Source organism: Paenibacillus sp. FSL L8-0502 (genome assembly GCF_038593055.1).
GTDB classification, from domain to species: Bacteria; Bacillota; Bacilli; order Paenibacillales; family Paenibacillaceae; genus Paenibacillus; species Paenibacillus polymyxa_D.
On record NZ_CP151958.1, the window covers coordinates 2,801,805 to 2,827,278 of the forward strand.

Sequence of the window (25,474 nt, forward strand, 5' to 3'; positions counted from 1 at the left end):
ATGACTCAGCACAATGTTCAACTGTTTGCATTAAGCCAACCACAGCAACGTATTTGGTACACGGAGCTTGTGTATCCCAATCGCAACACGTCCACGATTATTACCACTGTTAAAATCAAGGGAACGGTTCGAATAGATGCATTGCAGCAGGCAATGAACCGGGTGATTGCACAAAACGATTCTTTTCGTATCAAAATCACGGCTCGGGATGGCATCCCCTATCAATATGTGGAACCGTTTGCTGCTCAAAGCATAGAAACGCTTCAGGTTACCCCGGAGGAAGCTGAGCTATGGGTCAGCCATCACAACGCACAGCCGTTCCCCTTACTGGATTCGCAGCTGTATCGGTTTACTATTTTGCAGCTGGGGGCAGAAGACACCTGGTTTAGTTTCAAGATGCATCATATTATTTCGGATGGCGTTACCATGGAGCAGGCCATTAATGAAATTACGGGGAATTATATGAATATTGTGCATGGTACAGGTTCAGATGCGCCGGCCCCAGCGAACTCATATCTCGATTTTATTCAGACGGAGCAAAGCTATGAGCAATCGGACCGCTATCAAAAGGATAAGATGTACTGGACGGAGAAATTTGCCAATTTGCCGGAGGTTACAGGTTTAAAATCGTACAATCCGCTCACAGTAAGCACGGCTGCACGCCGGGAGACCTATACACTGGAGCACGAATTATATCGTGGTGTCACGGCTTTTTGCGAGGCGCATAACATCAGTATTTTTACATTTTTCCTGGCTGCTCTGTATATTTATTTACATAAAACGACAGGTGAACAAGATTTAACGGTTGGTACATTGTATGCTAACCGTACGTTGAAGAAGGAAAAAAATACAATGGGCATGTTCGTCAGCACTGTGGCTACACGTTTGCAAGTTGAGCCGGAATCCGAGCTGCTTACTTTCCTACAGGGTGTTGGCAAGGAGCAGTCGTCCATTTTGCGGCATCAGCGTTATCCGTATAACAAAATCATACAGGATTTGCGTGAACAACAAAGCGGCACGGATATTGGCCGCCTGTTTGGCGTCACCATTCAGTACCGTACGCTGAGCTTCTCTCGTTTTGATGAAGCTGTTCAGCAGGTGCATACCGATTTCTGCGGAGATACAGTGAGTGACTTTGATATTGCCATGATTGATATGCTGGATGAGGATAAACTTGTATTGCAACTAGATTATCGGACCGAGCTGTTCAGCGAGCAGGAAATCGCTCGAATTATTCGTCAATTCTTGAGTGTGGTAGAGCATATGGTGAAAGGGCCACAGCAGCGGATTCAGGAGTTGTCACTGATGAGTGACAAAGAGCGGGCACAAATTATGAATGTATTTAATGCGACCACAGTTCCCTTTCCAGACGATGTGGGGATTCATGAGTTATTCGAGAAACAGGCAGAATGCACACCAGATCAGACAGCGGTTATGTTTGGAAGTCAGAGTCTGACTTATCGGGAACTGAATGAACGGTCGAACTCATTGGCACGAATGCTTCAAGCACAGGGAGTAGGACCTGACAAGCTGGTCGGCCTGATGATGCAGCGCTCCGTGGAAATGATCGTAGGCCTGCTGGCTGTTCTAAAAGCAGGCGGTGCTTATGTGCCGATCGATCCTGAATTTCCGTCATCTCGTATTCAATACATGCTGGAAGACAGCAAGGCTGCAGTGCTTCTGACCAGTCGTGATCTGTTGGAAGAACATCATTGCAATGCCAATGCAATATTTCTTGAGGATGCAGCATTGTATCAGGGAGAAAGCAACAACCTGGAGACGATTGCTCGCCCAGAGCATTTGGCTTACGTCATCTATACCTCTGGATCGACCGGAAATCCAAAAGGAGTTATGCTCCAGCATCGTTCGGTACTGAACTTTATTACCGGGATGCATGAAATCATTGACTTTGAAGCTGGCAAAACCATTTTGTCACTCACGACCATTTCATTCGATATTTTCGTCTTGGAAACCATCTTGCCACTGTTGGCTGGAATGACGGTTGTGCTTGGCGACCATCAGCATCAGGTGGACCCTCAGGCGCTGGGTGAGTTGATTGCTCATCATTCTATAGACATGTTGCAAATGACACCATCCCGGCTACAGATGCTGCTGGATCATGAAGCTGGTTCCCACGCGCTGCGAGGCGTGAAGGAAATCATGGTGGGAGGTGAAGCCCTTCCGTCCAAGCTGCTCGCAGCACTGCAAGAAATAAATGGTCCCCGTATTTATAACATGTACGGACCTACAGAAACGACGGTTTGGTCGACCGTACAGGAACTGACTCATGCTCAAGAAATTAATATAGGACGTCCGATCGCGAATACCCAAATCTATATCATGAATGCGAGCGGGGAATTGCAGCCAGTCGGTATGCCGGGCGAGTTATGTATTGCGGGGGAAGGATTGGCCCGTGGGTATTGGAATCTCGAAGATCTGACGGCAGAGAAATTTGTGGAAAATCCGTTTGCCGGAGGCAAAGAGGGCTATGAACGGATGTACCGTACAGGCGATTTGGCGAGATGGACACTGGATGGCAATATTGAATATTTGGGACGAATGGATCACCAGGTTAAAATCCGTGGCTACCGGATCGAACTGGGCGAGATCGAATCGCAGCTATTGCAGGTGGAGTCGGTACGAGAAGCGGCTGTCGTGGCCCGTGCGGACGAAACAACGGGTCAAAAACAAATGGTGGCGTACTATGTGGCCAGTCAAGAAATGGAAGCCAGTGAACTGAGAAGTGAGCTGGGGCGGGAGCTACCAAGCTATATGGTGCCGTCGTATTTCATTCAGTTAGAGCAGATGCCGTTGACACCGAACGGTAAAATCGACCGCAAGTCCCTGCCAGCACCGGAAGGCAGTCAGCAAAGCGGAGCGGAATATGAAGCGCCCCATACCGCGCCGGAACGGGCACTCGTGGCGATCTGGCAGTCTGCCTTGGGCGTGCCAACTGTAGGTATTTTGGACAATTTCTTTGATCTGGGCGGCGATTCCATCAAGGCGATTCAAATCGTATCCCGTGCGTTCCAGGCAGGCTACAAGCTGGATATGAAGGATCTGCTTCGCTGTCCAACCATCGCAGCATTGGCACCGTTTATGGTAAGTCGTATGGCAGATCAGGGAGAAGTGAGCGGGGAAACGGCATTGCTTCCGATCCATCATTGGTTCTTTGAACAGGAGCATGTAGACGCGCATCACTTTAATCAGGCGGTTATGCTGCACCGGGAGCAGGGCTTTGACGAAGCTGCTTTGCATCAGGCGCTAATCCAGTTGACCGAGCATCACGATGCACTACGGATGGTATTCAGGAAGACCGAGCAAGGCTACCAAGCGTGGAACCGCGGAATACAGGAAGGCGAGCTGTATCTTCTGGACGTGCTAGACTTTAGGGCTTTGACGGATGAAGCCATTCTGAGCGCGACGATTGAGGCGAAAGCAACTGAAATTCAAAACAAAATGAATCTATCCGAAGGACCGCTGGTAAAGCTGGGTCTGTTCCGTTGCAACGATGGAGACCATTTGCTGGTGGCGATCCACCATTTGGTGGTCGACAGCGTATCATGGCGTATTTTGCTGGAGGATCTGGCATCCGGCTATGAGCAGGCTTTACGGGGCGAGTCTGTCCGCTTGCCGAATAAGACGGATTCTTTCCGCCTGTGGGCAGATCAGCTGTCAGCTTATGCGAACAGCGCCGCGTTGGAGAAGGAACGTGCGTATTGGGGGCAGGTGGAGGAAGCAGGGAAGAGTCTGGCATCCTTGCCTATGGATTACACTCATAAATCTCAGGCCAAGCCACAGCTTCGCGATGATCGGACGCTGACCGTAGCGTGGACGGTAGAAGAAACAGAACAATTCTTGAAACAAGCTCATCGGGCCTACAATACGGAAGCAAACGATCTGCTGCTGACAGCTCTGGGCACTGCAATTCAGGAGTGGGCGGGCATCCGTCAGGTGCTTGTAAATCTGGAGGGTCATGGACGGGAAGCCATTTTGCCGGATATGGATATTACGCGCACAGTCGGTTGGTTTACCAGTCAATTCCCGGTTGTACTCAATATGGGCGAGGATCGGAATGTAGGACGGCGTGTCAAGAACGTCAAAGAAGGGCTGCGCCGTTTGCCGCATAAAGGGATTGGATACGGGATTTTGAGATATCTTGCTAGCGGTGAAGGAGAAGCAGCTTTTGTTGCCGAGCCAGAAATCAGCTTTAACTATCTCGGACAATTCGATCAGGATTTAAAGAATAATGCCTTCCGCATGTCTCCTTATTCCATCGGAGCTTCCATGAGTGACACGTTGACCAAGCGGTATGCTCTGGATATCAACGGCATGATCACGGACGGTGCACTGGAACTGACGATCAGCTACAGCAACAAAATGTTTATGAAAAAATCAATCAAAAAGCTGGCTGATCTGTTGCAGGAGGGCTTACGTGAGATATTGGCTCACTGTGTGGGTAAAGAGTTGCCGGAGCTGACACCAAGCGACTTGTCCTTCCAAGGACTGACGGCTGGAGAGCTGGATCATATTGTAGAGCAGACGGCTAATGCGGGAGAACTGGAAAACATTTATTCGCTCACACCCATGCAAAAAGGCATTCTGTTCCACGGCTTAATGGAGCCGCAATCTGGGGCGTACTTTGAGCAGGCGACATTTGATCTGCAAGGCAGCTTTCAAGTGGAGGCTTTTGCCGAAAGCCTAAATCAGCTGGTGGATCGCCATCAAATATTCAGAACGAATTTTTATAGCGGATGGAATGAGCAGCCTTTACAGGTGGTGTACCGTCACAAGCACGCCGGGTTCCGTTTTGAAGATGTACGTTCGATGGAACAAGGTGAGCAGGACGCATATATTGCTGATTTTGCTGAGCGCGACAAAGCCGAAGGCTTTCATTTCAGCTCAGGCGAGCTGATGCGGGTGTCTATTTTACGTACAGGCGAGGAGTCGTATCGTTTTGTGTGGAGCTTCCATCATATTTTGATGGACGGTTGGTGCTTGTTCCTTGTTGTAGGGGAAGCATTTAATAAGTACTTTGCCATACTCGAAGACCGCAAGCCGGAGCTCGCCCCGGTAACACCATACAGCGAATACATTGAATGGCTGGATCGGCAGGACAACGTGGAGGCTGAACGGTTCTGGAGTGATTATTTTGCTGGCTTTGAGCAGCAGACCGTATTACCGCAGGTAAAACAGCTGGACGGTCACGCCAAGGGATATGAAGGGGATAAGCTTTCGTTTACACTGGGCCACGAAGTGACGGAACGGATGAACAAGCTGGTTAAGCAGAAGCAAGTAACGGTCAATACCCTTCTGCAAGCAGCGTGGGGCGTTGTGCTGCAACGGTATAACAACAGTCGGGATGTTGTATTTGGCAGTGTCGTATCCGGCAGATCAGCGGATATTCCGGGCATCGATAAAATGATTGGTTTGTTCATTAATACGATTCCTGTACGAGTTCACAGTGAGAAAGATATGACGTTTGCTGCGTTAATGAAGCAGATACAGGAGCAGGCACTGGCTTCCCGTGCCTATGAAACCTATCCGCTGTATGAAATTCAGGCCCTGACTGAGCAGAAACAGGACCTGGTGAACCATATTATGGTGTTTGAAAACTATCCGGTGGAACAGCGTATGGAGCACATGGGGAGCCGTGACACGAACGGTTTTACGATTGTTAATGCTTCAATGTCAGAGCAAACGAACTATGATTTTAACATTACGGTTGTGCCAGGCGATGAAATAGACATTCATTTGGAATTCAACGCGCTGGTGTTTGAACGTGCAGCTGTCGAGCAAATCCGCGAGCATTTGCTGCATATGATTGAAGAAGCGATTAACAGACCAGATGCGCTGGTAGATGAGTTAGAGCTGGTGACTGCTGCGGAAAAAGCAAAAATCATCGATGGTTTTGGATCCGTGGGCGTATCTGCATGGAGTGACGAAAAAGAATCTGAATTGTTGTTCCATGCCTATGTGGAAGAACAAGCGCAGCTTGTGCCGGATCATGTGGCAGTGATATACGAGGAGCGGCAGCTTACGTACCGCGAGCTGAACGAGCGTGGGAATCAACTTGCTCGTAGATTGCGGAATGAAGGCATTGGGCGTGAATCCATTGTTGGTATTTTGAGCGAGCGATCGGTGGACATGATGGTCGGCGTACTGGCGGTGTGGAAGGCCGGCGGTGCATACGTGCCGTTAGATGCAGATTATCCGTCCGAACGGATCCGCTTTATGCTCGAGGACAGCGGTGCGACAGTGCTGCTAACGCAAACAGGTTTGCAGGAGCGCGCGCAGGCATGGCTGGAGGAAAGCCGACAGGCCTTGGTCGGAGGGCAATCTGAGGGAGAGTTGGAGACAGCGGCTGGCGCTGAAACGATGGAAAGAGACAGCCTGAATGAAGAATTAAGCTTGAAACCAAATTCGGAGTCTGACAGCGAATCAGCATCCGAATCCGCAGTGGACTTGCGTCTGCATGCCGTGCTAGCGCTGGACGATGAGTCGCTGTACACCGGAGATGCCACGGATGTGGAACCTATCAACGAGCCGCAGGATCTGGCATATGTGATCTACACGTCCGGTACAACGGGACGTCCGAAGGGTGTCATGATCGAGCATCACAGTTTGGTAAACACAGCCGCGGCATACCGCCGGGATTACCGTCTAAATCAGTTCCCGGTACGCCTGTTACAACTGGCAAGTTTCTCCTTCGACGTATTCGTCGGCGATATCGCGCGGGCACTTTATAACGGTGGCACGATGGTTATCTGTCCAAAAGACGACCGGATTGATCCGAGCCGTCTGTACGGCTGGATTCACGATTACCAAATTACGGTGTTCGAATCCACACCGGCTTTAATCGTACCGTTTATGCAGCATGTGCATGAACAGGGCCTTGACATGAGCAGTCTGGAACTGCTGATCACCAGCTCGGATAGCTGCAGCGTGACGGATTATCGGGTGCTGCAAGAACGGTTTGGCGCAGATATTCGCATTATGAACAGCTATGGCGTCACGGAAGCGGCGATTGACTCCAGCTTCTACGACGAAGAACTGTCAAAGCTGCCAAGTAGCGGCAGTGTGCCGATTGGTCAGGCATGGCTGAACGCACGCTTCTACATCGTGGACAGCCAGCTGAATCCGGTGCCGATCGGTGTGCTGGGTGAGCTGTGCATTGGCGGTGCTGGCGTGGCACGAGGCTACCTGAACCGTGCAGACCTGACGGCCGAGAAGTTCGTAGCGAATCCGTATGTAGCCGGTGAACGATTGTACCGCACAGGTGACCTGGCGCGGTGGATGCCAGACGGCAATGTGGACTTTATCGGCCGGATGGACTATCAGGTCAAAATCCGGGGCTACCGGATTGAGCTGGGCGAGATTGAAACGGCAATCCAGCGGGTGCCGGGTGTGCGTCAAGCGGTAGTCATCGACCGGACGGATGAGCGTGGACACAAGTACTTGTGCGGATACATCACAGGAGAAACCGAGCTGCGGATCGAGGAAGTACAGGCCGAGCTAGAAGCAGGACTGCCAGCACATATGGTACCTGCACGTTTGATGCGTCTGGAGACCTTGCCACTGACCCACAATGGAAAAATCGACCGTAAGGCCTTGCCGGAGCCCGAAGGAAGCATCCATACCGGCGCAGCCTATGTGGCTCCACGTACTGCGGTAGAACAGGTATTAGCTTCAGTGTGGGCGGGAGTGCTTGGTGTCGAAACGGTAGGCACGCAGGATAACTTCTTTGAACTGGGTGGCGATTCGATCAAAGCACTGCAAGTATCGTCCCGCTTGCTGCAAGCAGGCTATCGACTGGAGATGAAAGACCTGTTCAGCAATCCGACAGTAGCGGCACTCAGTCCGTTGCTTCGTACAGATGGCAAGATGGCCAGTCAGGAAGAGGTCGTAGGCCAGGTGGAACTGACACCTATTCAGCGGTGGTTTTTCGAGCAGCAGCCTGCTGATCTGCACCACAGCAATCAGGCGATGATGCTGTACCGAGCTGGGCGCTTTGACGTCGACGCGCTACGCCGTACAATGGACCGTATTGTCCAGCATCATGACGCATTGCGCACGGTATTCCGTGAGAGGGAGCAGGGCTATGCCGCTTGGAACCGCAGTGTAGAGGAAGGCGAGCTATACACACTGGACATCGTAGATTTTAGAGGAATGGAGAACGAATCTGCCGCTGTCGAAGCCAAGGCGAGTGAAGTTCAAGCAGGCATTCATTTGAGCGAGGGTCCGCTTGTGAAGCTCGGTCTGTTCCATTGCGCTGAGGGCGACCATTTATTAATGGTCATTCATCATTTGGTTGTGGACGGCGTATCGTGGCGTATTTTGCTGGAGGACTTGGCATCCGGTTATGAGCAGGCTGTTGCAGGTAAAACAGGCACAGCTATTCGACTGCCGCATAAAACAGATTCGTTCCAGGTATGGGCCAAACAACTGTCAGCCTATGCGAATCGGGCGACGATGGAGCGTGAGCTAGCCTACTGGCAGCATATCGAACAAGCAGAAGCGAGTCTGGCGAAGCCTTTGCCAAAGGATTTTGCGAATGACAATGCATTGCTTGGAGACAGTGAGGTTGTGACGGTCCGCTGGACGAAGCAGGAAACCGAGCAGTTGCTCAAACAAGCTCATCGCGCATACAACACGGAAATGAATGACCTGCTGCTGGCTGCGCTCGGAAAAGCCGTATATGACTGGTCTGGTTCTGAACGGGTGCTGGTCAACCTGGAGGGCCATGGACGGGAAGCTATTGTACCGGATGTGGATATTACGCGGACAGTCGGTTGGTTTACGAGCCAGTTCCCGGTTGTACTGGATGGAAGTCTGGGACAAGGGAGGAATACGGCTCGTCTGGTCAAACGGGTCAAGGAAGGGCTGCGTCATATTCCGCAGAAAGGCATCGGCTATGGTATTTTACGATACCTGTCGGATACGAATGTTCTGGAGAAAGCAGGCGTGCAGTTAAAGGCTCAGCCTGAGATCAGTTTTAACTATTTGGGCCAATTCGATCAGGATTATAAAGGCAATGATCTGGAGCCTTCCTCCTATTCCATCGGTGTGCCTGTCAGCACGAATGCGGCTATGGATTTTGCACTGGATATCAATGGAGTCATCGAGGATGGAGAACTGATTTTCACGATTCGCTACGGTACAACGCAATTCCGCCAAGAAACGATTGCACGACTTGGAGAGCTGCTGGCATCCGGCTTGCGTGAGGTGATTCATCATTGTGTCGCTCAAGAAAGAACGGTGCTGACCCCAAGTGATGTCCTGTTAAACCATGTAACACTGGATGAGCTGGAGCAATTGGTGAAGGATACGCAAGATATGGGTGAGCTGGAAAATGTGTATGCTTTGACGCCGATGCAAAAGGGCATGCTCTTCTTCAGTCTGATGGATGAAAATTCGGCAGCTTATTTTGAACAGGCCACCTTTGAGTTGAACGGTCGTTTTGATGTGGTTGCTTTTGGTAAAAGCTTTGATCTGCTCGTGCAGCGTCATGAGGCATTGCGGACGAACTTTATCAGTTCATGGAAGGATGAGCCTGTACAGGTCGTCTTCCGCAACCGTAGCGGACAAATATATTATGAAGACTTGCGCGGACTAGAAAAAGAGGAACGAGAAGCTCGTGTTGAAGCTTTTGCCATCGAGGACAAAGCGAAAGGATTCAATCTCGCAGAGGATGCACTCATTCGTGTCTCCATTTTGCAAACGGGGGATGAAACGTATCACTTTGTTTGGAGCTTCCATCACATTTTGATGGATGGCTGGTGTTTGTCCTTTATGACACAGGAGGTATTTGGTAGCTATCTGGCACTGCGCGCGGGTCATGAGCCAGCACTAGAGCCTGTCACGCCGTTCAGTCGATTTATTGAATGGCTGGAACGTCAAGACCGTGAGGCAGCCTTGCAATACTGGCGTGGGTATCTGGCGGACTATGAGCAGCAAATTACGCTTCCCCAGCAAAAAACACAGCCGAAATCGATGCACACCGGGGAATATGTCGCTGAAGATCTGGATTGCGAATTCCAGCCAGAGTTGGTTGCGCAGATCGAACGGATGGCAAAACAAAATCAGGTGACGATCAATACGCTAATTCAAACCGTATGGGGCGTTCTGTTGCAAAAATATAACAACAGTACGGATGTCGTGTTCGGCAGCGTTGTGTCCGGTCGCCCGGGAGATATTCCAGGCGTGGAGCACATGATCGGGCTATTTATCAATACAATTCCAGTGCGTGTGCAGTCTGAACAAGGTGAAACCTTTGTCGAGCTGATGAAACGAACACAGCGGCAGGCGCTGGCTTCCAATGCCTACGATGCGTTCCCGCTGTATGAAATTCAAGCACTGACCGAACAGAAGCAGGATTTAATCAATCATATTATGATTTTTGAAAATTATCCGGTGGAGCAGCAGGTAGAGCAGTTGGGCAGTGATGGACAGGATAAATTTACGATTTCAAACGTGGTGTCTACAGAGGAAACCAACTACGATCTGAACGTCGTCGTGATGCCGGGTGAAGGCATCAAGATTCGTTTTATGTATAACACGCTCAGCTTTGATCAAGCAGGCATCGAGCGTTTGTATGGACATTTTGCACGTTTGCTGGAGCAAATTTCGCTCAACCCGCATGTTCGGGTGGAAGAGCTGGAACTACTCACAGCAGCAGAAAAACAACAGATTACAGCGGCCTTTAATGATACCGCTTGTGCATTTCCGTCCCATCAGACGATCCATCAGCTGTTCGAGGAGCAGGTGGAGTGTACGCCGGATCAGGTAGCATTGGTGTTTGGACATCAGCGTCTGACGTATCGGGAGCTGAATGAACGTGCCAATTCATTGGCACGAATGCTTCGAGCACAGGGAGTAGGAACAGACAAGCTGGTCGGTCTGATGGTGCAGCGTTCCGTGGAAATGATCGTAGGTCTGCTGGCTGTGCTAAAAGCAGGCGGTGCTTATGTGCCGATTGATCCCGAATTTCCATCCTCTCGTATTGCATACATGCTGGAAGACAGCGAGGCTGCAGTGCTTCTAACCCGTCGTGATCTGGCAGAAGAGCACCATTGCCATGCCAATACCCTGTTTCTTGAGGATGCCGCATTGTATCAGGGAGAGAGCAGCAACCTGGAGACGATTGCCCGCCCAGAGCATTTGGCTTATGTCATCTATACGTCGGGTTCGACTGGAAATCCGAAAGGAGTTATGCTCCAGCATCGCTCGGTCCTCAACTTTATTACTGGGATGCGCGAAGTCATTGATTTTGAAGCGAGCCAAACCATGTTGTCACTGACGACCATTTCATTCGATATTTTCGTATTGGAAACCATTCTCCCCCTGTTGGGTGGAATGACGGTTGTGCTTGGCGACAGCCAGCATCAGGTGAATCCTCAGGCACTTGGTGAGTTGATTACTCAACATTCGATTGAGATGTTGCAAATGACCCCATCTCGGCTGCAGATGCTGTTGGGTCATGAAGCAGGTTCCCGCGCGCTGCAAAGCGTGAAGGCAATTATGGTTGGGGGCGAAGCACTTCCATCCAAGCTGCTCGCAGCATTGCAAGAAATAAACGGTCCCCGTATTTATAACATGTACGGACCTACAGAAACGACGGTGTGGTCGGCCGTGCAGGAACTGACCCATGCTCAAGAGATTAATATCGGACGTCCTATCGCGAATACCCAAATCTATATCATGAATGCGAGTGGAGAATTGCAGCCCGTCGGTGTGCCGGGCGAGTTATGTATTGCCGGGGAAGGATTGGCCCGTGGGTATTGGAAACGTGAAGAACTGACGGCCGAGAAATTTGTGATTAATCCGTTTGCTGGGGGTAAGGCAGGCCATGAGCGGATGTACCATACAGGCGATTTGGCGAGATGGACGCCGGACGGCAACATTGAATATTTGGGGCGGATGGACCATCAGGTGAAAATTCGGGGCTACCGAATCGAACTGGGCGAGATCGAATCGCAGCTGTTGCAGGTGGAGTCGGTACAAGAAGCGGTCATCATGGCTCGTGGGGACGAAACGGGTCAAACACAGCTCGTGGCGTACTATGTGGCGAGTCAAGAACTGGGAGCCGGTGAGCTGAGACATGAGCTGGGACAAGAACTGCCAAGCTATATGATGCCGTCGTATTTCATCTGGTTGGAGCAGATGCCGCTGACACCGAACGGTAAAATCGACCGCAAGTCCCTGCCAGCACCGGAAGGCAATCTGCACAGCGGTGCGGATTATGTAGCGCCACGCACTGCACCGGAACGAGCGCTTGTAGCGGTCTGGCAGTCCGTCCTGGGTGTGCCAACCGTCGGTATGTTGGACAATTTCTTTGATCTGGGTGGCGATTCGATCAAGGCGATTCAAATCGTATCGCGTGCATTCCAGGCCGGCTACAAGCTGGACATGAAGGATTTGTTCCGCTATCCCATCGTCGCAACCCTGGCATCGCATATGCATGAGGCCAGTCGTATGGCAGATCAGGGAGAAGTAAGCGGAGAAACGGCGTTGCTTCCGATCCAGCACGAGTTCTTTGCGCAGGAGCAAGTAGACGTGCATCACTTTAATCAGGCGGTTATGCTGCACCGGGAGCAGGGGTTTGACGAGTCGGCTCTGCGTCAGGCGCTTGGCAAGCTGACAAAGCATCATGATGCTTTGCGAATGGTGTTCAGCAAGACCGCGCAAGGCTATAAAGCATGGAACCGTGGAATACAGGAAGGCGAGCTGTATCAGCTGGACGTGCTGGACTTTAGGGATATAACGGATGAAGCCATGCTCAGCGTGGCAATGGAGGCGAAAGCTACCGAAATTCAAAGGAGTATCCAACTGCATGAAGGGCCGCTGTTTAAAGCAGGTTTGTTCCACTGTGTAGATGGCGATCATTTGCTGATGGTGATTCACCATTTGGTGGTGGACGGGGTATCCTGGCGTATTTTGTTTGAGGATTTGGCTACTGCCTATGAACAGGCCGTTCATCAGAAAGTGCTTCAGCTGCCGGACAAAACGGATTCCTTCCGTTCCTGGTCACAAAAACTTTCCAAGTATGCGAATAGCACAGCCATGGACAGTGAACACGCCTACTGGGAGCAATGGAACGCAGTCGCTTTGTCTGACCAAGTACGATTGCCTGAGGATCAAGCGCAGGCTGACTCATTTACTTTGGCTGACACCGATACAGTGGTCTTCCAGCTTACGGAAGAAGAGACAGAGAGACTATTGAAGCAAGCGCACCGCGCGTACAACACGGAAGTGAACGATCTGTTGCTGACGGCTTTGGGCATGATGCTGTACACATGGACCGGCCATGAACGCAGTCTGATTCATTTAGAGGGACACGGACGTGAGAACATTTTGCCGGATACGGACATTTCTCGTACCATAGGCTGGTTTACGAGTCCATATCCGATATGGCTGGACATCGGTCGTGATCAGGCTTTGTCGGAACGCATCAAACAGGTCAAAGAGAGTCTGCGTGATATTCCGAATCAAGGAATGGGCTACGGAATCTGGAGATATTTGAGTGAATCTGGCCAAGCCATGGGTCAGCAAGCAGATGCACTGAATCTCGCTCAACATCAAGCTTTTGCCGAGCCGCAAGTGAGCTTCAAATACCTCGGACAGCTGGATCAAGACTTGCAAAACAGCGATATTCGTATGTCTCCTTACTCGATGGGATCGGTCGTTAGTGACCGGACGAAGATGAAATTTGCGCTCGATGTGAGCGGAATCGTAACGAACGGCATCCTGGAACTGGACATTCGGTATAACGGCAAAGCCTTCCGTAAAGATACGGTCCAAATGTTAGCCAACCTGTTGAAATCCAATCTGCTTGAAGTTATCGAGCATTGTGTTACACGAGATCGGATCGAATTAACTCCAAGTGATGTACTGTTCAAAGGTCTGACCCTGGAGCAATTAGATACGATTAAGGAGCAGACCAAGACGGTTGGGGAATTGGAAAATGTGTACCCGCTAACGCCAATGCAAAAGGGTATGCTGTTCCACAGTTTGATGAATGCAGAAACAGGCGTGTATTTTGAGCAGGCGACCTTTGATCTTGAGGGCTACTTTGCACCGTCTATATTCGAGGAAAGCTTGAAGCTGCTGGTTAGTCGATATGCTATATTACGGACGAATTTCTATAGTGGCTGGCATGGTCAACCCTTGCAAATCGTCTATCGCCATAAAAGTCCGAGCTTCTTTTATGAGGACGTTAGAGGGCGTGAACAGGCTGTAGCTGAATTTGTGGCCCAGGACAAAGCTCGAGGCTTTGATTTAAGCAAGGATGCGCTTATGCGAGTATCCGTCTTCCGCACGGGTGAAAGCTCATACCGTTTTGTATGGAGCTTCCATCATATTGTGATGGACGGCTGGTGCCTGTCGCTGATGACAGACGAAGTGTTTGGTGCCTATGCTGCCTTGCTGGAGAACAAGCAGCCAGAGCTCGCACCTGTCAAGCCGTATAGTGACTATATCGAATGGTTGCAAGATCAGGATGCACAGGAAGCGACCCGTTATTGGAGTGACTATTTGGCGGGTTTTGAGCAGCAAACCTTGTTGCCTGGTGAGAATGCGCAAGCTTCTGTAGCCGCACGGGATGAAGAACCAGACGGAAGTGGTGGAAGTTCAAATTCTGGCTATGTTTCGGAAAAGCTGCCATTTATGTTGGGTAAAGAACGGAGTGCCGCATTAAACCAAATGGCCAAGCAACAACATGTCACGATTAACACCTTGCTGCAAAGTGTGTGGGGCGTTATTTTACAGCAATACAATAATAATCAGGATGTTGTGTTTGGTGGTGTGGTATCCGGTCGTCCGGCAGACATTCCAGGTGTGGAGAACATGATTGGATTGTTTATCAATACCATACCGGTTCGGATTCAAAGTGAACGGAATGCTACATTTGCTGAAGTATTGCAGCGCACACAGGAACAGGCTTTGGCCTCCAGTGTCTATGATACGTTTCCGCTCTACGATATTCAGGCACGGACTGAACAAAAACAAGACCTGATTCATCACATCATGGTCTTTGAAAACTACCCGATTGGGCAGCAGATGAAGCAGATGGGCGGTTCCGGCGAGACAAAGGCACAAACAGGCTTCTCGATTGCCAATGTGGCACTTGCCGAGCAAACCAACTACGATTTTAACCTGATTGTCGTGCCTGACGAGGATATCTCTATCCTGCTTGAATACAATGCTCTGGTGTATAACCGGTCTGCAATGGAGCGTATCCAGGGCCATATCGACCATGTCATCAGGCAAATTGTGGACAATCCGAATATCCGTGTGAATGAGCTGGAATTGGTAACACCAGAAGAACAGGCACAGATCGTTCAGGTTTGGGGGGATACGGCGGTAGCCTATCCACAGGATCAGACGCTAAGTGCACTGTTCGAGCAGCAGGCCACGAACACGCCGGATCAGGTGGCAGTGCTGTGTGGAGCGGAATCGTTGACCTACGCTGAGTTGAATGAGCGAGCGAACCGTTTGGCTCGGACGCTGCGTGCGGAAGGTGTTGAACCGGATCAACCAGTCGGTATTCTGGTCCGCCGTTCGCTGGAGATGATCGTAGGCATCTACGCGATCCTCAAGGCAGGCGGAGCCTATGTGCCAATCGATCCGGAATATCCGGCCGACCGCATCCGCTTTATGCTGGAGGACTCGGGCGCGAAGCTGGTGCTGACGCAAGCGCATCTGGCGGAGCAAGCATCGCTGAGTTTCAACGGCCAGGTGCTGGTACTGGACCGCGAGAACATCTATCACGAAGATGGCTCGAATCTGGAGCCTCTGGCGGGGCCGCATCATGTAGCCTATGTCATCTATACCTCCGGCTCCACAGGAAAACCGAAGGGCGTGATGGTGGAGCATCATTCCGTGCTGAACCGGATTTTGTGGATGCATGATCGTTACGGCTTGAGTGCGGAGGATACGATCCTGCAAAAGACCGCCTTCACGTTCGACGTGTCGGTGTGGGAGCTGTTCTGGTGGTCAATGGTCGGCTCGAAGGTAAGCCTGTTGTCCGTGGGCGGGGAAAAGAACCCGGAAGAGATCGTGGACACGATTGCCCGCGATGGCGTAACCACGATGCACTTTGTACCCGCTATGCTGCATGCGTTTCTGGAGTACGTGGAGCAGCAGCCTCGGGAAGTGATGCAAGCGAAGCTGGGCACGCTGCGCCATGTCTTTGCCAGTGGTGAAGCCTTGCCGCCACAGCATGTGGCCCGGTTCCAGCGGCTTGTGTCGAGCCTGGCTGGAGCGAAGCTGATCAACCTGTATGGACCAACCGAAGCGACGGTGGACGTATCGTACTTCGATTGCGAGCCGGATGGGGAATATGCGGTTATCCCGATCGGGAAACCGATTCAAAACATTCGTCTGTACATCGTGAAGGAAGGCACGGAGCAATTGCAGCCGATTGGGGTTGCAGGTGAGCTGTGTATCGGCGGTGTCGGCGTAGCCCGAGGTTATCTGAACCGTCCGGAGCTGACGGCCGAGAAATTTGTGAAAGACCCGTTTGCCGGCGGGGAAGCCGGGTATGAACGGATGTACCGCACAGGCGATTTGGCGAGATGGATGCCGGACGGCAACATCGAATATCTGGGCCGGATCGACCATCAAGTCAAAATCCGGGGCTACCGGATTGAGCTGGGCGAGGTCGAATCGCAGCTGCTCCAAGTGGAATCGGTACGCGAAGCCGTCGTCATGGCTCGTGCGGATGAAACGGGACAAAAACAAATGGTGGCCTACTATGTTGCGGGGCAAGAGCTAGGAGCCAGTGAGCTGAGAAGTGAGCTGGGCCGGGAGCTGCCAAGCTACATGGTGCCATCGTACTTTGTACAGCTGGAGCAAATGCCGCTGAGTCCCAACGGCAAAATCGACCGCAAGGCCTTGCCGGCACCGGAAGGCAGCCTGCAAACTGGAGCCGATTATGCAGAGCCGCGTACCACACCAGAACGCGCTTTGGTAGCGGTCTGGCAGTCGGTACTGGGACTACAGACGGTCGGTATTTTGGACAATTTCTTTGATCTAGGCGGCGATTCGATCAAGGCCATTCAAATCGCATCTCGTGCGTTCCAGGCCGGCTATAAGCTGGACATGAAGGATTTGTTCCAGTATCCAACGGTTGCAACACTGGCACCGCATATGCATGAGGTCAGCCGTATGGCAGATCAAGGAGAAGTGAGCGGGGAAACCGCGTTGCTTCCGATCCAGCATTGGTTCTTTGCGCAGGAGCGCGAGCGTCCGCAGCATTTTAATCAAGCGGTCATGCTCTATCGTGCCGAGGGCTTTGATGAGACGGCGATTCGCCAAGTCATGGATCACATCGTGAAGCATCATGATGCGCTGCGTACGGTATTCCGTCAGACTTCATCCGGTTACGAGGCTTGGACACGCGGTGTAGATGAAGGCGCGTTGTATACGCTGGAAACCGCAGACTACCGTGAACAAGTAGTCTATGCGGAAGCGCTGGAAGCGAAGGTAAATGAAATTCAAAGCAGCATTCACCTGTCCGAAGGACCGCTGGTGAAGCTGGGAGTGTTCCACACAGCCGAGGGCGATCATTTGCTCATAGCTATTCACCACTTGGTGGTGGACGGAGTGTCGTGGCGGATTCTGTTCGAAGATTTCTCGACAGGCTACGAGCAGGCGAGCAAGGGTGAGCCTGTACGATTGCCCTATAAAACGGATTCTTTCCAAGCATGGGCACGGGAGTTGTCGTCTTACGCCAACCGTCCTGAGGCTGCCTCGGATGAAGTTTATTGGAAGCAGGTGGAACAGGCCAAAGCGGAAGCCGCACCGCTGCCGAAGGATTTTGCCTACAAGGACTCCTTGAATGCAGACAGCGAAGTGCTGACGGTAGAGTGGACCGAAGCTGAAACCCAGCAGCTGTTGAAGCAGGCTTATCGCGCTTATAACACCGAGGTCAATGATTTGCTGCTGACCGCGCTGGGACTCGCAGTGCACAACTGGACAGGTGCAGGACAGGTGCTGGTAAATCTGGAGGGCCATGGCCGGGAAGCAATCCTGCCAGAGCTGGATATGACACGTACCGTAGGCTGGTTTACGAGCTTGTATCCAGTGCTGCTGGAGACCGACAAGGAAATGACACTGGCTCAGCGGATTAAAGAAACGAAGGAAGGCCTGCGCCGGATTCCGCATAAAGGGCTAACCTATGGCACTTGGCGCTACCTGTCCCCTGCGTCCGGATCAGGTGAAGCGCATGCGATTGCAGCAGAACCGGAAATCAGCTTTAACTATTTGGGTCAGGTCGATCAGGATCTACAAAACAGTGGAATCACATTGTCATCCTATAGTGCAGGGGAGACAGAGAATGCACATTCACCGCTGCAATATACGCTGGATTTAAACGCGATGATCTCGGAAGGCACGCTGCGCTTGACGATTGCTTACAGCCGCAAGCAGTATCGCAAAGAAACGCTGGAACGTGTGGCAGGACTGCTGCAATCCGCTTTGCAAGAGGTGATTACGCATTGCGTCGCTCAAAAGCAGCCTCAGCTGACTCCAAGTGATGTGTCCTTTAAAGGTTTGACGACTGGAGAGCTGGAACAGATCGCGGAACAGGCAACACGTATCGGTGAGCTGGAAAATGTATACGCACTGACGCCGATGCAAAAGGGGATGCTCTTTTATAATCTGATGGATTCGCAATCAGGAGCTTATTTTGAACAGGCCTCCTTTGATCTGCGAGGACATTTTAATATCGCTGCATTTGCGGCCAGTTTGGATGTTTTAATGCAGCGGCATACGGTACTGCGCACGAACTTCTACAGCGGCTGGCAGGATGAACCGCTTCAGGTTGTGTACCGCAATAAGCGCAGTGAACTGTATGTGGAAGATTTGCGGGATATGAAGGACGAGCAGCAAAACGAATACATGCTCGAATTTACGCGTAAAGACAAGCAAAGAGGCTTTGACCTAGCACAAGACGCCTTGATGCGTGTCACTGTGTTGCGCACAGGTGAGGAGACGTACCGTTTTGTATGGAGTTTCCATCATATCGTGATGGATGGCTGGTGCTTGTCGCTGGTGACAAACGAAGTGTTTGCGAGCTATTTTGCGATCCTGGCCCATAAACAACCGGAACTGGCCCCTGTAACGCCGTACAGTCAATATATCGAATGGCTGGAGCAGCAGGATCGTCAGGCCGCATCAAGCTACTGGAGCAAGGTTCTGGAAGGATATGAGGAGCAGTCTCGTTTGCCACAGGCTAAAATTCAGGGCAAAACGGGGTATCAGTCGGAGCGTTTAGATTTTGATTTGGGCGCGGATCTCACAGCTGGTATTCAGCGCATAGCCAAGCGTTATCAGGTGACGATCAATACGTTGATGCAGACCGTTTGGGGCCTTTTGCTGCAAAAATATAATGGTACCGATGATGTCGTGTTTGGCAGCGTGGTATCTGGACGTCCGGCAGACATTCCGAATGTGGAGCACATCATTGGTCTGTTTATCAATACCATTCCGGTGCGTATCCGTAGTCAAGTGGGTAGTCTATTCTCCGATGTGATGAAGCAAACCCAAGAGCAATCGATTGCTTCCCATGCCTATGATACGTATCCGTTGTATGAAATTCAGGGACTGTCGGAGCTTAAGCAGGATTTGATCAACCATATTCTTATTTTTGAGAACTATCCGGTCGAGGAACAAATCGAGCAATTAGGTAGCGGTGAGGCGTCCAGCTTCACGATCACCGGAGCCGAGTCCGTCGAGCAGACCAACTATGACTTTAACCTGGTGGTGCTGCCGGGGAACACCATTCACATGAGCTTTGGCTATAATGCTCTGGCCTTTGAACGGGAAAGTGTAGAACAAATTCGAGGTCATCTGGTGCAATTGCTGGAGCAGGTGACTGCGAATCCGAACATCCGTGTACATGAGCTGGATATGTTAAACGAGCAGGAGCGCGAGCAAATCGTTAAGGTTTGGGGGAATACAGCAGCAACCTATGCAAGCGAGCAAACGATCCATGGCTTGTTCGAGACGCAAACGGCGCAGACACCGGAGCAGACAGCCTTGTTCTTTGAAGGAGAAGCGCTGACTTATCGCGAGTTGAATGAACGCGCCAATCGCCTGGCTCGTACCTTGCGCAGTCAAGGCGTGACGAAAGATCGTTTGGTGGGTCTGATGACCGAGCGGTCGGTGGATATGATCGTGGGCATCTTCGGGATTTTAAAAGCCGGAGGCGCATATGTCCCCATCGATCCAACCTACCCGGAAGAGCGTATCCGCTATATGCTGGACGACTCGGGTGCGAAGCTACTGTTGACACAAAGTCATCTGGTGGACAAAGCAGTTATCGATGGCCAAGTGCTGGTGCTGGATGGAACGCAAACGGTGTATCACGAGGATGGTTCCAACCTGGAGCCGTGGTCCGGTCCAAATGATTTGGCGTATGTGATTTATACATCGGGTACAACAGGGCAGCCGAAGGGCGTTATGCTGGAGCATCACGGGCTGTGCAATCTGAAAACGTATTTTGATCAGACGCTTCGAATCCGCACGTCGGATCATGCGTTGCTGTTCGCTAGCTATTCGTTTGATGCGGCTTGCTGGGAAATCTTCCAAGCGCTGTTCTGCGGAGCCACGTTATATGTGCCAACGACAGAGACGATTTTGAACTACGAGCGGTTTGAGCAATATATGGCGAATCACCGGATTACGGTGGCCGCTTTGCCGCCGACCTATGCGGTGTATCTGGAGCCAGAGCGGATGCCACACCTGCGTATTCTGTTCACTGCGGGTTCAGCATCTTCCACCGAACTGGTATACAAGTGGAAGGATCAAGTGGCTTACTACAACGGCTACGGTCCAACTGAAAACTCAGTTGCAACGTCCATCTGGCCGGTGTCCGAGGATGAGAGAGCTGGACAACTCATTTCCATTGGACGTCCTGTGCCGAATCATCGGGTATACATGGTGGATGGGCATGGACATTTGGCTCCGGTCGGCGTAGCGGGTGAGCTGTGCGTGTCTGGTCCAGGTCTGGCCCGTGGTTATCTGGATCGTCCAGAGCTGACGGGGGAGAAATTTGTAGCGAACCCGTTTGCGGTTGGTGAAGCAGGCTATGAACGAATGTACCGTACGGGGGACTTGGCGAGATGGATGCCAGACGGCAACATCGAATATTTGGGCCGGATTGACCATCAGGTGAAAATCCGGGGCTACCGGATCGAGCTGGGTGAGGTCGAGGCACAAATCTTGAAAGTGGAAGACGTGCAAGAGGTCATCGTACTGGCCCAAGCGGACGAACAGGGGCAAAACCAACTGGTGGCGTACTATGTCGCTGAAAGAGACGTAAGCGCTGGGGAGCTGCGTAGCTTACTGGGTGAGGATCTGCCTAACTATATGGTGCCTTCGTATTTCATCCAGCTGGAGCAGATGCCACTGACACCGAACGGTAAAATCGACCGCAAGGCACTGCCAGCACCGGAGGGCAGCTTGCAAAGCGGAGCGGATTATGTAGAGCCGCGCACAGCACTGGAGCAGACGTTAGTGTCCATTTGGCAGTCTGTATTAGGAGCAAAGAGAGTCGGCATTTTGGATAATTTCTTTGATCTGGGCGGCGATTCGATCAAAGCGATCCAGGTATCGTCCCGCTTGCTGCAAGCGGGCTACAAGCTGGAGATGAAGGATTTGTTCCAATATCCGTCCATTTCACTGCTGAGCAGTCATGTACACAAAGTTAGCCGCACAGCCGATCAGCGGGTGGTCTCGGGAGCAGTTAAATTGACCCCAATACAGCAATGGTTCTTTGGACAATCCTCAGCAGAGCCACATTATTTCAACCAATCGGTGATGCTGTATAGAGCACAAGGATTCGATGAAGCCGCATTGCATCAAACGGTGACCCAGGTGACGGAGCATCATGATGCGCTGCGTATGGTCTTCCGTCAGACCGAACAGGGCTATGAAGCGTGGAATCGCGGTGTGAACGAAGGCGAGCTGTACAGTCTGGACGTTGTTGATTTGACAGGCGTCGAGGACACGGCAGAGGTGGCGATGGCGATTGAAACGAAAGCCAATGCCATCCAAAGCTCTATTCGTCTAGATGAAGGACCGCTGGTGAAGCTGGGACTTTTCCGCTGCATGGATGGAGATCATTTACTGATTGCGATCCACCATTTGGTCGTAGACGGGATTTCATGGCGGATTGTGTTTGAGGATTTTGCCACGGGGTATGAGCAGGCCGTGCGGGGAGAAGCGATTCGCTTGCCATATAAAACGGACTCTTTCTCTGCTTGGGCAGAGCAGTTGTCTCAATATGCGAACAGTCCGGCGATCGACAACGAACGCGAATATTGGCAGCATCTTGCCCAAATGGAAGTTGCATCGTTGCCTAAGGATCAAGAGAGAGCGGAGGGACAACATTCTCTAATCAGAGACACTGCGACGGTGAGCGTAGCTTGGAGCGAACAGGAAACCCGGCTACTGCTTCAGGAATCGCATCGTGCGTACAACACCGAGGTCAATGATCTGCTGTTAACTGCACTCGGCACCGCGTTATATAACTGGAGCGGTCAGGAGCGCGTACTGGTCAATCTGGAGGGCCATGGCCGGGAAGCCATTGTTCCAGATATCGACATCACACGTACCGTGGGCTGGTTTACGAGCCAATATCCGGTGCTGCTTGATGTGGATGGGAAGGCAGAAGTAGGGCAGCGAATCAAGCGGGTGAAGGAAGACCTGCGCCATGTACCGCATAAGGGCATTGGCTACGGCATTTTGAAATATATGTCTCAGCATGATGTCCATCCTTCCTTGACCTTGCAGCCTGAAATTAGCTTTAACTATTTGGGACAGTTTGATCAGGACTTGGAAAATGGGGATATCAGGCTGTCTTCGCATCCAGGTGGAGAGCCGATGAGTGACCATACTGTACTGGAGCATCCTTTGAATGTGAACGGCATGATTACAGCGGGCGCGCTGACACTGGAGATTCGCTATGACAGTAAGGTATATCATCAGCAAAATGTAGAAAACTTTGCGCAGTTGCTGCAGGAAAGCTTGCAGGAAGTGATCGCGCATTGTGCCTCCCAAGAGCGGAGCGAACTAACCCCAAGCGATGTCTTGTTCAAAGGCTTGTCGTTGGAACAACTGGAGCAATTGACGGAGCAAACGGCTTCTGTGGGCGAACTGGAAAATGTGTATGCTCTTTCGCCAATGCAGAAGGGGATGCTGTTCCATAGCTTGATGGAGCCAGACTCAGCTGCATACTTCCAGCAAGCATCGTTTGATCAAAAAGGCAGCTTTGATGTTGCTATTTTCCGTAAGAGCCTGGATCTGCTGACACAGCGTCATGAAGCACTGCGGACGAATTTCCATCGGTTTGAGACAGGGCACAGTCAGGAGCCATTGCAGATCGTGTTCCGTCACAAAGATAGCGACCTTTCCTTCCAGGATATACGCGAAATGCCGAAAGCGGAGCAACAGGCCTATATCCAGGCGTTTAAGCAGGAAGACCAAGCTAGAGGTTTTAATCTGGGTACGGATGCGCTCATGCGCGTACAGGTATTGCAAACCGATGAAGAAACGTATCACTTGGTCTGGAGCTTCCATCACATTGTCATGGATGGCTGGTGCTTATCGCTTGTTACAGGCGAAGTGTTTGGTACGTACTTTGCGCTGCTGGAGCAGAAGCAGCCGGAGCTTGCTCCTGTTACATCATATGGTCAATATATTGAATGGCTGGAGCGTCAGGATGAACGTGCGGCAAAAGAGTATTGGAGCAGCTATTTGGCGGGCTTTGAACAGCAGACGTTGTTACCTGGATCGGATACCGCATCAAAAGACCACGTGGCGGACAGCAGGGATCATACTGTATCCACTACAGCAAGTGAAACCAGCGAATATATTTCTGGAAAAATAACGGTAGATCTGGATTCAACACGGAGCGAAGCCATGTATCGGATTGCAAAGCAGCAGCAGGTCACGATTAATACACTGATGCAGAGCGTGTGGGGCCTTATTTTGCAGAAATATAACAACAATGAGGATGTTGTATTCGGCAGTGTCGTATCTGGACGTCCGACGGATATTGCGGGTGTAGAGCATATGATCGGTCTGTTCATTAATACGATCCCGGTTCGGATTCAAAGTAAACGGAATGCCACGTTTGTGGACATCATGCGGAAAACGCAGGAGCAAGCGTTGGCTTCGGGGGTATATGACAGCTTCCCGCTATATGAAATTCAGGCGCTGACCGAGCAGAAGCAAAATCTGATTAACCACATTATGGTATTTGAGAACTATCCGGTTGAGGAGCAAGTCGAGCAGTTGGGTGAAGTTCGTCCATCCGCTTTTGAAATTACGAATGTAGAGGTTGTTGAGCAAACGAATTATGATCTGGACTTGATTGTGATGCCAGATGAGCTTTTCCGCATCATGTTCAGATATAACGCCAATGTATACGATCGGTCTACGATCGAGCGGATGCGGGGACATGTACTGCATGTCATCGAGCAAATTATCGATAATCCACATATCCGTGTGAATGAGCTGGAATTGGTGACACCAGAAGAACAGGCACAGATCATTCAGGTGTGGGGAGATACGGCGGCAGATTATCCGCAAGATCAGACGTTAAGTTCACTGTTCGAGCAGCAGGTAGCGAGCACACCGGAGCAAGTGGCAGTGCTGTGTGGAGCGGAATCGTTGACCTACGCGGAGCTGAATGAGCGCGCGAACCGTTTGGCTCGGACGTTGCGTGCGGAAGGTGTTGAACCGGATCAGCCGGTAGGCATACTGGTTCAGCGCTCGCTAGAGATGATCGTAGGCATCTACGCGATCCTCAAGGCAGGCGGAGCCTACGTGCCAATTGATCCAGAATATCCGGCTGATCGTATCCGCTTTATGCTGGAGGACTCGGGCGCGAAGCTGGTGCTGACGCAATCGCATCTGGCGGAGCAAGCATCGCTGAGTTTCGACGGCCAGGTGCTGGTGCTGGATCGTCAGGAGCAGGCTGGCCAAGACATTTACCACGAAGACGGCTCGAATCTGGAGCCACTGGCCGGACCGCACCATGTCGCCTATGTCATTTATACCTCTGGCTCCACGGGAAAACCGAAGGGCGTGATGGTGGAGCACCATTCTGTGCTGAATCGGATTTTGTGGATGCATGATCGGTACGGCTTGAGTGCGGAAGATACGATCCTGCAAAAGACCGCCTTTACGTTCGACGTGTCGGTGTGGGAGCTGTTCTGGTGGTCGCTGGTCGGCTCGAAGGTGAGCTTGCTGTCGGTAGGCGGGGAAAAGAACCCGGAAGACATCGTGGACACGATTGCCCGCGATGGAGTGAGCACGATGCACTTTGTACCTGCCATGCTGCATGCGTTCCTGGAGTATGTGGAGCAGCAGCCACGGGAAGTAATGCAAGCGAAACTGGCAACGCTGCGCCATGTCTTTGCCAGTGGTGAAGCCTTGCCGCCACAGCATGTGGCTCGCTTCCAAC

At 51.5% G+C, this 25,474-nt stretch carries 1 protein-coding gene (running past one end of the window); it reads left to right on the forward strand.

The window, feature by feature from the left end; genetic code table 11:
- Positions 1-25,474, forward strand: partial view of a non-ribosomal peptide synthase/polyketide synthase gene (locus NSQ57_RS12190; RefSeq protein ID WP_342426098.1) — the 5' portion only. It continues 16,736 nt past the right edge of the window; only the first 25,474 of its 42,210 coding nucleotides appear in the window; it begins with the start codon at positions 1-3; its stop codon lies beyond the right edge, outside the window.